The following is a 12,705-nucleotide window of genomic DNA, read 5'->3' as shown; positions in this document are numbered from 1 at the left end:
CTTTGAAATGTGTAGCATCTCAAGGTTAATCTGCTCTAGTCGCGTTGGCGTTTCTGCACTCCCCAAACATCGAGGCTTGCCCTGGCAGACACGTGCAGGCTTTACTTTTTGGGGGGCGCAAATTATGATATGTTGATATTACTTTATTTTTATTGGTGAACTGATGGTCGATTGCCCCCTCCACGGGAGCCACGGCAGCAAGAACTGTGTGGCTGACGCATGCTTTGTGATTCTGGCCGCGCTTTATGCACTGTCCGTGGCCTTTGGCATTGTGCCCCTTTCAGGACGGGGTGCCGATCTGGACACTGACCTTGCCTGCTATGCCTTTGCCATGGCTGGCGAACATCAGCCCGAGAATTTTCACGCCGACCCTCTGTTGAGCGAGGCAACGCCCGCCAATTCCCTCTGGAACCTCCAACAGTTTACGGCAGAAATGCTGACCCCAGGCGATCAGTACGCTGTGGGGCTGCTGCGGGCGGGCGCGCTCATCATCTTTGTCTATCTGACGGGCATGTATCTGCTGGGGCGCTGGCTCTACGGCAGGCCGGGACCAGCCCTGATACTGGCCCTGCTCATGAGCGTCACCATATGGGTGGGCTGGGGCACCTTCTGGGGCGTCACTCACTCTGATCCTGTACCCCGCACCTTCTTTGCCGCCTTGTGGCCCTTTATGCTTATGGGGGCCATGGCCGCCCTGCGCCATGCAGCCTGGCGGCCGCTGGTAATGCTTGTTACCGGGCTGGGCATGTGGGTGCACGGCCTGGGCGCGCTGAACACGGGGGCCATGTTCTTTCTGGCCTTTGCCTTTCACAGGCCACAGGGCTGGACATGGTCACGGCATATATTGAGCCTTGTGTTGTGCCTGGTGGTCTACTTTGTGCCCGTGCTGCTCTTTCTCTGGCCTTCGCTGGGGCAGAAGCAGGCTCTCGGGCCTGTGGAACTTGAAATATTCCATGAGCTTTTCTCCCTGCGCTGGGCCAAGGATTACGGGCATTTTTCCAGGCGGCTGGCGCTTTTTCTGTCCTTGGGCAAGCCCGTATTCTGGATTTTGCTGGCTGGCCTCGGCAGCTGGTTTGTGGTGCTGCGGCACGGCTGTGAGCGGTTACGGCGTCTTGCGAGCATGTATCCGGCCTTTGTGCTGGCTCTTGCGCTGGTGGCCACGTTTTCCTGGCTGGAATCCCTTCTGGCGCCGCGTGTGGGACGGCTGCCCATGGCGCACGAATTCGTGCGCGGGTTGCGCTACCTTCTGCCCCTTGCCTGGATAATGATCGGCGGAGTTCTCGGCATTTTCTGGCCCCGGTTTGCCGGTTGGCTGCGCACAGGGTTTTGTGCGCTGGCCGTGGTTGTTGTGTTGCTTTGCAACGGCGACAGGCAGAATACGGCCGCCCTGTATGCCGTGGCGGAAAAAACAGGGCTTCCGTTGCCGTATGTGGCCAAGGCAAAAGAAGACGCGGCCCGCGCCAAAAGCCACCGCGAGGCGCTCGAAGCCCTCAAGGATCTGACGGCTCCCGGAGATGTGGTGTTCAGCAATTCCGGCGACCTGGGCGTGCGGCATATTGCCCAGCGCGGGCTTTTTCTCACCTTCAAGGACGGCTACCACCCGTATTACAATAAAAATCTCGACCAGGCGCGGCAGTGGCTTGCCAATGAAAAGCTGCGCGCCCAGAGCCCCACAGGCTATGTGGACGTGTGGCTGAAATCCGGCTTGCCCTGGCTTATCTGCGACAGGCCCGAAGACCGCGACACGCTGGAAAAGTACGGACAGGTGGTGTGGGAAAATCCCGGCTGGCTTATTGTGCGCCGAAAGGCTGACGTTTCCGGGCCTTCATCCGGGCTTTCCCCTGACGTTCCCGCAGCCCCGGCTGACGTTTCCTCGGCTCCCGCAGTCCCGGCGTCCCCGGCTGGCGCGCCCGCGCCAAAGCCTCAGGACGCGCCGCAGTAACGGGCAGACTCCCCGCTGGCTGGACCTGCGCGCACCTTGCGGAGTGCTGGCTAATTGGGCATAATCATTGGGGTGAACCACTCCAGACCCGTGCGGAGGCCCCATGCAGCCTGAACTTCTCCTTTTCGATATTGGCAATACTTCCATAAAGATCGGGCTGGCGCATGAGCGGCAGGTGCTGACCTCATACACCCTGCGTACCGATGTGGGGCAAACGGCGGATAACCTCGGCCTCAACCTCATCGCCCTCCTGGGGCACGCGGGCGTCGCGCCGCAAAGCCTCAAGGCCTGCGTGGCCTCATCCGTGGTTCCGGGATTCGATCCCCTGCTGCGCGAGGCCGTGTCCCGCTATGTGGACTGCCCCCTGCTCTGTGTCGGCATGGATTTGCCGGTTCCTCTTGAAAACCGCTACGAACGCCCCGGCGAGGTTGGGGCCGACAGGCTGGTGGGCGCTTACGCGGCGCGCCGCCAGTGCCCCGAAGCGCCCGGACTGCTCGTGGTGGACTTCGGCACCGCCGTCACCATTGACTGCGTCAATGGCGACGCCTACATGGGCGGACTGATTTTTCCCGGTCCGCGCACGGCGCTGAGCGCGCTTTCGCGCGAGGCCGCCAAGCTGCCCAGAGTCAATCTGGACGTGCGGGCCGACGAGCCCATGCCTGGGCGCAACACCACCACCAGTATACAGCATGGCCTGGTATTCGGCTTTGCCTGCATGGTGGAGGGACTGACGCAAAGGCTTAAAAGACAGTTGCCCGGCCCTGTGAAGGTGTTGGGCACAGGGGGCTTTGCCGCCTCCATTGCCCGGGTAAGCCCGGTTTTTGATCATGTTCTGCCCACCTTGTTGCTTGAGGGTTTGCGGCGGCTGTACTATGAAGAGCGCACGGCGCTCTGATGCCCGCCTATGCGGAACCAACAGACCTGCCGCCCGGTTGGGCGGAACCAGCGCCATTTTGCGTTTGCGTATAATGAAAACAAGCCCAAGAGGGCAAAGGAGCCACACATGAGCAGCATTGCCTCGGTATTTGGCCGTGAAATTCTGGATTCGCGTGGTAATCCCACCGTTGAGGTGGAAGTGACCCTGGAGTCCGGGCTCAGAGCGCGGGCCGCCGTTCCTTCCGGGGCTTCCACCGGCAGCCGTGAAGCCCTTGAAATGCGTGACGGGGACAAGGCGCGTTATTGCGGCAAGGGCGTCACCAAGGCCGTGGACCATGTGAACGGCGAAATCGCCGACGCCCTGCTTGGCATGGATGGGCTGCGCCAGGTGCAGATAGACAATACCCTTATTGACCTCGACGGTACGGACAACAAGTCCCGTCTGGGCGCCAACGCCATGCTTGGCGTGTCCATGGCCTGCGCCAGGGTGGCGGCCTCGTTTTTGGGCCTGCCGCTGTACAAGTACCTCGGCGGCATCAACGCCAAGGTGCTGCCCGCGCCCATGATGAACATCATCAACGGCGGCGCGCACGCCCCCAACAACCTGGATATCCAGGAATTCATGATCATGCCCGTGGGGGCCATGACCTTCCGTGATTCCCTGCGCATCGGTACGGAAATCTTCCATACCCTCCAGGGCATCCTCAAAAAGGACGGCCACGTCACCAGCGTGGGCGACGAGGGCGGCTTTGCCCCCAACCTCAAGAATCATGACGAAGCCTTTACCTACATCATCAAGGCCATTGAAGAAGCCGGCTACAATCCCGGCACGGAAGTGGCCCTGGCCATTGATGCGGCCTCCAGCGAGTTCTACAAGGACGGCAAATACGTTCTGGCCGGTGAAGGCAAGACCTTCAACAATGCCGAAATGAGCGAATGGCTGGGCGAATTCACGCGCAAATACCCCCTCATTTCCATCGAAGACGGCATGGCCGAAAGCGACTGGGACGGTTGGGGCATGCTGACCGCCAGCCTGGGCGACCACGTGCAGCTGGTGGGCGACGACGTCTTTGTGACCAATCCCTCCATTCTCGCCGAGGGCATTGCCGAGGGCGTGGCCAACTCCATTCTCATCAAGCTCAACCAGATCGGCACCGTCACCGAAACCCTGGACACCATCGAGATGGCCAAGGAAGCGGCGTACACCACCGTTATCTCGCACCGCTCCGGCGAAACGGAAGACAGCTTCATTGCCGACCTGGCTGTGGGCGTCAACTCCGGCCAGATCAAGACCGGCTCCCTGTGCCGCTCCGAGCGTATGGCCAAGTACAACCAGTTGCTCCGCATTGAAGAAGAACTGGGCGACGACGCCGAATTCTTCGGCCCCATGCTGGCAGAATACTATTCCCTCGGTTCCGACGAGTAGAGCAATCGCAGTTTCACTTTGAAGTGCTTTGTGGGGGAGGGATCCTATGTAGACCAGAGTACCTTTGAAATGTTTCACATTTCAAAGGTGTCATTCTGCCGAAAATGCGATTTTCGGCAGAATCCACGCCACGTTGTGGCGCGCCGCACTCTCGTGCAGCGTTAGAGCATTTACCCTTTTTTAAAGGGTAAATGCTCTAACAAAGGGTCTCCTCCCTCACGCCCCCACCCCCTAAAAATCTTGCTGTGCCTCAGCTGGCGTACTCCCGTACGCGCCTTTGCCCCTGCAGCAGCGCGGGCAAAGGATATTTGCTTTTTCAGGCAGACAAGGGGCATTTGCTTTTTCAGGCGGCACTATCAGGCGCAGCCGCCAGAGCCGGGCACAGCATAAAATCACCCTGAATTTCTGGCAGAAATGGAAAGTTGAGCCCGTGGCAGCACTACGCCGCGGGTTCTGACATTTTTGTTCCACGCGCTTGAGCTTGGCAGCAGGGCAGTCTATACTGTAAACCTCGTAGGTCAAAACGATAGCAACCGTCTGCGAACCTGTGGACGAAAACTCCATGGAGCAATACATGATAGTTATTGACGGCAAGAAGACCGCGCAGGATATCCGCGCCGAACTGGCTGCCGAAGTGGGCGCAGCCAGGGCCAAAGGCCGCCGTGCCCCGGGCCTGGCTGTTATTCTTGTGGGTGAAGACCCGGCTTCGCAGGTGTATGTGCGCAACAAGGAAAAAGCCTGCGTCGATGTGGGCATTGTTTCTTTTGCCTACCGCCTGCCAGCCGATACCTCGCAGCAGGATCTGCTGCACCGTATCAGGGAGTGCAATGCCCGGCCCGATGTGGACGGCATTTTGCTGCAATTGCCCCTGCCCAAGGGGCTGGACGCCCAGGCTTGTCTGCTGGCCATTGACCCGGCAAAGGATGTGGATGGCTTTCATCCCGAAAACGTGGGACGGCTCTCGCTGGGGCTGCCGGGCTTTGTGTCCTGCACGCCTGCCGGGGTCATAGAGCTTTTGCGCCGTTACAATTTGCCCACTAGGGGCAAGAAGGCCGTTGTGGTGGGGCGTTCGGACATCGTGGGCAAGCCCCTTGCCCTGCTGCTGACCCGCTCCGGCGAATTCGGCGACGCCACCGTCACCATCTGCCATTCGCGCACTCCTGATCTCGCGGCGGAATGCCGCAGCGCGGACTTTCTTTTTCTCGCCATCGGCAGGCCGCGCCTCATCACGGGCGACATGGTGCGCCAGGGCGCTGTGGTCATCGACGTGGGCATCAACCGTGGCCCCGACGGCCTGTGCGGCGACGCGGACTATGAAAGCGTGAGCGCCAAAGCCTCCGCCATCACGCCCGTTCCCGGCGGCGTCGGGCCCATGACCATCGCCATGCTGCTCGTGAATACCGTACATTCCTGGCGGCAGCGCACGGCTGGCGAATAGTTGTCGGAGCATTGCCACGTTGAGATGCTTTGTGGGGGAGGGCACTGTCCCTTCCCGCCGCATGGCACAAAGGAGCGCGCATGGATTTCAGGACTGCGGTCAGAACGTGTCTGTTTCGCAAGTACAGCGATTTCAAGGGCCGTGCTTCGCGGTCGGAATTCTGGTGGTTCGTGCTTTTTGGCGCCATCGTCAATTCGTTTCTGGGGCTTTTCAGCAACGCCTCGCCACAGACAGGCATGCTGACAAGCGGTATTGTGAGTCTTATGCTGCTGTTGCCGCATCTTGCGGTGACTGCCCGCCGCCTGCACGACGCCAACCTTTCCGGCTGGGTTCAGGCGGCCCCCATAGGGCTGGCTGCGCTCGGCGGGCTTGCCCTGCATCTTGACTTTGGCACGTCAGCGTATATGTGCATCATGCTGGCTGGACTGAGTGGCCTTGGGCTGCTCATCCTTTACGCACGCAGGGGTACTGTGGGGTCCAACCGTTTTGGCCCCGACCCGCTGGAAGATGGGGCGGCCGCTTCCGCACCCGCAGACAGACCGGCTTCTGCTGGCGCAAATGCCGATGGTACTACTGATAATGGCTGGGCACGGCTGGCTTCAAAGCCAGACGCTACCCGGGCGCAGGGCAGGGATGCTTCCGGCGTGAAGCCGGGGCAGCGTGCCGTGCCTGACAAAAGAGACTAGAGCAGATTAACTTTGAAATGTTTCACATTTCAAAGTTTTCATTCAGCCGAAAATGCGATTTGCGCCAAGCATCAGCAGGCTGGTCGCTCTAGTAACCAATTGCTGTCTTTGCGGCAGTCGTTGGCGAGTCTACGAGCCTTACGAATGGCGACAGCGATTACGCAGAACAAGATGCATAGTTACTCATGCTGTCTTTATCCGTAGCTTCCTGCGTCACAACGCTTGAAGCATCCGTAGCTTCGCGGCAGCCGTTGCCCAAAGGGCTTACGGATGGCGACAGCGATTGTATGGAACAAGCGGTGTCGTTACGCATGCTGTCTTCAAGCGTAGTTTCCTGCGTCACAACGCTTTAAGCCTGCGTCACAACGCTTGAAGCATCCGTAGCTTCCTTCGTCGCAACGGCTAAAGCTCGGCTGAATCCACGCCACGTTGTGGCGCGCTGTACTTTCGTACAGCGTGAGAGCATTTACGCTTTTTCAAAGTTAAAATGCTCTAATCCGTCTTTTAACCCCGCTGGTCCGCGCTGGAAGCCGCTTTACAGCGGCTATTGCAAGACCTGCGGCTATAGCGTATGGCCCGGAAATCTTATGCCATACTGTGAGGACACCTATGTTCCGTAATGCAAAAAATGTCGGGTATTATATGATTGGCCAGGGCAGCCTGAGCCAGCTTGGAGATCTTTTGGCCGTGCGCCGCAAGGCAGTGGCTGGACCTGCAGTCTTTTTTCTGGACAAGTTCTTCCAGGGAAAGGATCTGGCGGGCAAACTGCCTGTGGAAAGCCGCGACATGCTGCTCTACATCGACACCGCCAGCGAACCCACCACGGACAGCGTGGACGGCTACACCGATCAGGTGAAAGCCTTTCTGAAGGGCGTGGAACCCTGCACCCTGGTGGCCTTTGGAGGCGGCTGCGTGCTTGACACCTGCAAGTGCGTTGGCAACCTGCTCGATAACCCCGGCAAGGCTGAAGACTACCAGGGATGGGAACTGGTCAAGAACCCCGCGCCCTACAAAATCGCGGTGCCCACCCTGTCGGGCACGGGCTCCGAAACCTCGCGCACGGGCATCATCTGCAATGAGGAAAAGAACATCAAACTGGGCATGAACAGCGACTTCACCATGTTCGACCAGGTGCTGATGGACCCCGACCTCACGGCCAGCGTGCCCCGCAACCAGTATTTTTACACGGGCATCGACACCTACATGCACTGCTTTGAGAGCATCACCGGCTCGTACCGCAACGTGGTGGTGGATTCCCTGGCGGCCAAGGCCATCGACCTTTGCAAGCAGGTTTTCCTCTCGCAGGACATGATGAGCGAGGAAAACCGCGAAAAAATGATGATCGCCTCCTACCTGGGCGGCATGGCCGCCGGATTTGTGGGCGTGGTGCATCCCCTTTCCGCCGGTCTCAGCATGGTGCTGCACATGCGCCACGGCATAGCCAACTGTTACGCCCTGTCCGTGCTGGAAGACATCTATCCCGAGCACTACAAGGAATTCATGATCATGATGGAACGCCAGGGCATTGATCTGCCCAAGGGCATCTGTCAGGGCCTTACCGACGCCCAGTACGACGCGCTCTACGGGGCGAGCATCGTGCACGAAAAACCGCTGTCCAACCGCCTTGGCCCGGATTTCAAAAATATCCTCACCAAGGAAAACGTCATCGGGCGCTTTAAAAGGATGTAGCCGCAGCGCTGGCATCTGAACGCCAGAGCAATTTCACTTTGAAATTGCTCTGGCGGCTGTGTGAGCAGACGCCCGCCGCGGAGGCGTAAGCGTAATTTATTGCGCTGTTACGCGCCGAAGTGGGCGTCTTGGAAGCATTGAGAATGGATATTCTCAATGCGAAAATGCTCTACTGACGCCATCTGCTGGCGGCGAGGGGGCAAAGGAAACGCTGATTTATTCCGCTTGGCGGACTTGCTTCACTTTTTTTGAAACAGTCGAGGACGGAAGAGTCCACTCCTGCTTCAAAAAAAGATCGCGCCTTGCCAAACGAAATAACTGCGCGTTTCCAGAAGGCTCTTTAATCAGTGTTTTTCTAGGCCCCGCCGCCGTCAGCCACTTTAGCGCAACTTCAAAGTGAAAATGCTCTCGCCGGGACGCGTTCCAAGCGCAAAACTCCACAGTGAGGAGTCTCATGGATATCAAAGTCAACTTCAGCGGCCGCGCCATCCGCTACACCGAAGACGAAATCGCCGTCGTGGTAGAGGCCATGCGCAATGCCGATCCCCTGACCCAGGGGCACTATATGCGCCAGTTTGAAAGCAAGTTCGCCGACTATCAGGGCGTTGCCCAGGGAACCTGCTTTACCACCATGAACGGCTGCTCCGCGCTGGAACTTTCGGCGCAGCTCTGCCTGTTCAATGAAGGCGACGAGGTGGTCATCCCCTCCCACACCTTCACGGCTTCGGCCTATCCGTATGTCAAAAAGGGCGCAAAGCTCGTCTGGGCGGATGTGGACCTGCACACCCGCGTGACCACGGCCGAAAGCATTGAGCGTGTGCTGACCCCGCGCACCAAAGCCGTGGTGGTGGTGCATCTTTATGGCTATGTGGCGGACATGCCCGCCATTGCCGCGCTGTGCAAGGAGCGTGGCCTGATCCTCATCGAGGACGCGGCCCAGGCCATCGGGGCCGAGATTGGCGGCGTCAAGGCCGGAGCCTTTGGCGACATGGCCATCTTCTCCTTCCATTCGCACAAAAACCTCACCACCTTGGGCGAAGGCGGCATGCTGTATGTGCGTGACCCCAAGCTCGCGGCCATGGTGCCCACCCTGCGGCACAACGGGCACTGCGCCTTTGACTTTGAACGCCCGGACTACTGGAAACCCGCCATGGGCAATGTGGACATGCCCTTTATTGACGGTCGCATGGTGCAGCCCAACAATTACTGCCTCGGTGAAGTGGAGTGCGCCCTGGGCGCAAAACTGCTGGAGCGCATTGATGAAATCAATGACCAGAAGCGTGCGCGCGCCCTGGCCTTCATCGACGCCCTGAAGGATTTTCCCGAACTGGAATTCCACCGCGAAGACAGCCGCCGCCACAACTACCATCTGCTGGCGGCCCGCATGACTTCCGGCGTTGATGCCCGCGACCGCTTCATGCGCGCCATGTTCAATGAAAAAGGCGTCAAGTGCGTTGTGCAGTATATTCCGCTGGACAGGTACGAATACTACCGGCGGCAGGGCATGGGCGAAGCCTGCTGCCCCAATGCCGACCTGTTTTTTGACACCATGATTTCCTTCCCCTTCCAGCACTGGCTGTCGGAAGAAGAGTTTGACTATATGCTGGCGTCTACCCGCGAAGTGCTGGCCAAAATCCGTTGAGACCAAGGGGTTCGTCCCTGGTCGTGCCATATGTGAAGGTGCTGCCGGGGGGCCTGTGCCATCCCCGGCGGCCCTTTGCGCCATGAGCCATCCCCGGTAACGCCGTGCTTTTCAAAAGACGGGCTTCGCCGGTTTAGAGCATGTTAACTTTGAAAAAGTGTAAATGCTCTACCGTTGCACGAGAGTGCAGCGCGCCACAACGTGGCGTGGATTCAGCCGAGCGTCCCAAACGAACCGGCCGCGTTAAACATGTTTTCAAACCGGCCCGCTGTATAAGGGTTTACCGTGAAAGAACGCTGCATTGTCATCCCCGCCATCAAGAAAAACGCCGTCATACCCGACCAGCTGGTGAAAAAACTCGCAGGCGTGACGTTGGTGCAGCGGGCCATCAATACGGCGCGGGGCGTTCTGCCCGGTGAAGACATCGTGGTGCTCACGGACAGCCAGGAGATATCCCTCATCTGCGAGCGCGCAGGGGTGGGCTTTCGCCGTAACAAGGATCTGCGCTTCACGTCGCTGGATATTGTCAGCGAAATGCGCGTGCTGCTGGATGAGCTGGCGCAAGAGTACGAGCACTGCATCATTCTGCGCGCGTCCTGCCCCCTGCTGACCTGGGTGGATGTGGAACACGCCTGGAAAAAGTACCGCGAGGCCGACGCAGACAGCCTTGTTACCGTCAAGAGCGTGCGGCAGCGCATCTGGAACATGCATGGCGAAGGGCTTGAGGGCCTGTTGGACGACGACGCCGCCCTGGATGAAGAAAAGACGCTGGTTGTCGAAAGTCGCGCGCTCATCATGCTGCGCCTTTCCTGCCTTGCAAACCCCAAAGGATCGGGGCGGGGACGCGTCATCCCCTATTTTCTCAACGACAGGGCCATTGAAATTCAGGGCTATCAGGACTGGTGGATCTGCGAGCGCCTGCTGGAGCGGCGGCATGTGGTCTTTGTGGTGGCCGGCTGGCCCGCCATCGGCATGGGGCACGTGTTCCGGGCGCTCATGCTGGCGCACGAGATTTCCAACCACAGGGTAAGCTTTGTCTGCACGCGCGAAAGCGAACTGGCGGTGGAAAGCATTGCCCGCAAGGATTACAAGATCGTGCGTCAGGGGCAGGAAGACCTGGCCGACACCGTGCTTGCCCTGCGCCCCGACCTTGTGATCAACGACATTCTCAATACCACCACGGCCTATATGAAGCGCCTCACCAATGCGGGCGTCCGCTGCGTCAATTTTGAGGACGAGGGCCCCGGCGCGTCGCTGGCCCGGCTGGTGGTCAATGCCCTGTACGAAGGCAAGAGTACGGACAGGATTTGCTGCGGGCCGGAATTTTTCTGCCTGCGCGACGAATTTGTGAACGCGGCGCGCAATCCCTTCCGGTCTGAGGTCAAAACCGTGCTCATAACCTTTGGCGGCACGGATCAGCACGACTGCTCGCGCCGGGTGCTGGACATCATCGAGCCCATCTGCCGTGGCTACGGCATTGCCATCCGCCTGGTGGCAGGGCCGGGCTATGCCCATAAAGAGGCCATGGAAGCGCACCTCAAAAAGCTCGACAATCCTCTGGTCACCTTTACCTGGGCCACCAATGTCATGAGCCGCATGATGGAAGGGGCCGACCTTGCCATCTGCTCCGCCGGGCGCACTGTTTACGAACTGGCCCACATGTGCGTGCCCGCCCTTGTGCTGGCCACGCACGAGCGCGAGGCGCGCCATACTTTTGCCCGCCCGCGCCACGGCTTTGCCTTTGTAGGCATAATGGACCGCGTGAGCGACGGCAGGATACGCAATACCTTTCTGGCCATGCTGAAAAATCCGCGCCGCCAACGCTTCTGGCAACGCCAGTCCGATATGGATTTCACCGTCAACAAGGGCCGCGTGGTGCGGCGCATGCTGGGGCTTCTGAACGAACGCCCCCAGGAGCCGGAACACTAGAGCATTTAACTCATTTCATTCGTAAACTGCTCTAGAGCAGATAAACTTTGAGAATGTACATTCTCAAAGTTTACGGCACGCTCACTTCGGCGTTTAACCGCGCAGATAAACTGCGCTTACGCCTCCGTAGCGAACGTCTGCTCACACAGACGTCAGAGCAATGTAAAAGTTACATTGCTCTGGCTGCACTGTTCCAATTCAACGCCCATCTGTTCTCAAAGGAAGCATTCATGTCCAGTAAAGGCAAGGTTGTCGCCATTGTTCAGGCCCGGCTGGGGTCCAGCCGCCTGCCCCTGAAATCCCTGCTCTGCCTGCGCGATGTGCCGGTTATCGACTGGGTTACGCGCCGCCTTGGCGCGTGCGCGCGTCTGGATTCCATCATGGTGGCAGTGCCGGAGACCCCGCTGGATGTGGTGCTGCTGGAACATTTGCGCCGTCGCGGCATACCCTGCATGGCCGGGCCGGAAGACGACGTGCTGGCGCGCTTCTGCCAGGCCGCCCAACTGGCGGACGCCGGTCTTGTGGTGCGCGTGTGCGCCGACAACCCGCTCATCTGGAGCGGAGCCGTGGACAGGCTTGTGGATTTTTACCGCCAAGGCCACTGGGATTACGCCTACAACCACATCCCGCGCAACAACCTCTGGCCCGATGGCCTCGGGGCCGAGATACTTTCGCGCGGACTGCTTGAGGATATGGGCCGCAAGGCCACACAGCCTTCACAACGCGAGCACTGCCTGAATTACATCTGGGACAATGCCGCCGATTTCCGCATCGGCACCTTTGACCCCGCTGAAAACTGGCTGCGCCGCCCGGATCTGCGGCTGGACATGGACAGACCCGACGATTTCCGCCGTCTGGCGCTCCTGCCCATCTCGCCCGATATGGACGCGCGTGCCATCGTGGACGTGTGCGGCACGGCCTGCGCCAAGGTCTGAACTGAGGGGAGGCTATTTTAAGCGCTTTGTGGGGGAGGGCCCCTCTTTAGACTAGATTACCTTTGAAATGTTTTACATTTCAAAGGTGTCATTCTGCCGAAAATGCGATTTGCGCCAAGCATCAGCAGGCTGGTCGCTCTAT

Annotated in this window: 9 protein-coding genes; all 9 read left to right on the top strand. The window is 59.2% G+C overall.

What is annotated here, in order from left to right; all coding sequences use genetic code 11:
• Positions 1 to 208: 208 nt before the first annotated feature.
• The 9 genes from DESU86_RS05695 to DESU86_RS05655 all read left to right on the top strand — a co-directional run bounded on the left by DESU86_RS05695 (position 209) and on the right by DESU86_RS05655 (position 12,563).
• Positions 209 to 1,942, top strand: a complete 1,734-nt coding sequence (locus tag DESU86_RS05695) for a translation initiation factor 2 (RefSeq protein WP_179980163.1) — start codon at positions 209 to 211, stop codon at positions 1,940 to 1,942.
• 103 nt (positions 1,943 to 2,045) lie between these two features.
• Positions 2,046 to 2,837 (top strand): type III pantothenate kinase, encoded by a 792-nt coding sequence (locus tag DESU86_RS05690; protein WP_179980162.1) that lies wholly within the window; start codon positions 2,046 to 2,048, stop codon positions 2,835 to 2,837.
• Positions 2,838 to 2,945: 108 nt separating this feature from the next.
• A complete protein-coding gene (gene eno, locus DESU86_RS05685) occupies positions 2,946 to 4,244 on the top strand; it encodes a phosphopyruvate hydratase (protein ID WP_179980161.1) in 1,299 nt (432 codons plus the stop codon).
• A 574-nt stretch (positions 4,245 to 4,818) separates the two neighbouring features.
• A complete protein-coding gene (gene folD / locus DESU86_RS05680) occupies positions 4,819 to 5,682 on the top strand; it encodes a bifunctional methylenetetrahydrofolate dehydrogenase/methenyltetrahydrofolate cyclohydrolase FolD (RefSeq protein WP_179980160.1) in 864 nt (287 codons plus the stop codon).
• A gap of 80 nt (positions 5,683 to 5,762) precedes the next feature.
• Positions 5,763 to 6,368 (top strand): DUF805 domain-containing protein, encoded by a 606-nt coding sequence (locus tag DESU86_RS05675; protein ID WP_179980159.1) that lies wholly within the window; start codon positions 5,763 to 5,765, stop codon positions 6,366 to 6,368.
• Between the two features lie 609 nt (positions 6,369 to 6,977).
• Entirely contained in the window at positions 6,978 to 8,057 is a 1,080-nt protein-coding gene (locus DESU86_RS05670; RefSeq protein ID WP_179980158.1) for an iron-containing alcohol dehydrogenase family protein, read from the top strand.
• A gap of 454 nt (positions 8,058 to 8,511) precedes the next feature.
• Positions 8,512 to 9,699, top strand: coding sequence for a DegT/DnrJ/EryC1/StrS family aminotransferase (locus tag DESU86_RS05665; protein WP_179980157.1), 1,188 nt, complete (start codon positions 8,512 to 8,514; stop codon positions 9,697 to 9,699).
• Positions 9,700 to 9,984: 285 nt separating this feature from the next.
• Positions 9,985 to 11,628 (top strand): cytidine 5'-phosphate N-acetylneuraminic acid synthetase, encoded by a 1,644-nt coding sequence (locus DESU86_RS05660; RefSeq protein WP_179980156.1) that lies wholly within the window; start codon positions 9,985 to 9,987, stop codon positions 11,626 to 11,628.
• A 230-nt stretch (positions 11,629 to 11,858) separates the two neighbouring features.
• Positions 11,859 to 12,563, top strand: coding sequence for a cytidylyltransferase domain-containing protein (locus DESU86_RS05655; protein ID WP_179980155.1), 705 nt, complete (start codon positions 11,859 to 11,861; stop codon positions 12,561 to 12,563).
• Positions 12,564 to 12,705: the final 142 nt, after the last annotated feature.

This window comes from Desulfovibrio sp. 86 (genome assembly GCF_902702915.1).
Lineage (GTDB): Bacteria > Desulfobacterota > Desulfovibrionia > Desulfovibrionales > Desulfovibrionaceae > Desulfovibrio.
This window is presented reverse-complemented; position numbering and strand designations above follow the sequence as displayed.

Bases quoted from the DNA above. Each gene is read 5' to 3' on its own strand.
- DESU86_RS05690 (WP_179980162.1), top strand. From the start codon at position 2,046: ATGCAGCCTGAACTTCTCCTTTTCGATATTGGCAATACTTCCATAAAG.
- eno (WP_179980161.1), top strand. From the start codon at position 2,946: ATGAGCAGCATTGCCTCGGTATTTGGCCGTGAAATTCTGGATTCGCGT.
- folD (WP_179980160.1), top strand. From the start codon at position 4,819: ATGATAGTTATTGACGGCAAGAAGACCGCGCAGGATATCCGCGCCGAA.
- DESU86_RS05675 (WP_179980159.1), top strand. From the start codon at position 5,763: ATGGATTTCAGGACTGCGGTCAGAACGTGTCTGTTTCGCAAGTACAGC.
- DESU86_RS05670 (WP_179980158.1), top strand. From the start codon at position 6,978: ATGTTCCGTAATGCAAAAAATGTCGGGTATTATATGATTGGCCAGGGC.
- DESU86_RS05665 (WP_179980157.1), top strand. From the start codon at position 8,512: ATGGATATCAAAGTCAACTTCAGCGGCCGCGCCATCCGCTACACCGAA.
- DESU86_RS05655 (WP_179980155.1), top strand. From the start codon at position 11,859: ATGTCCAGTAAAGGCAAGGTTGTCGCCATTGTTCAGGCCCGGCTGGGG.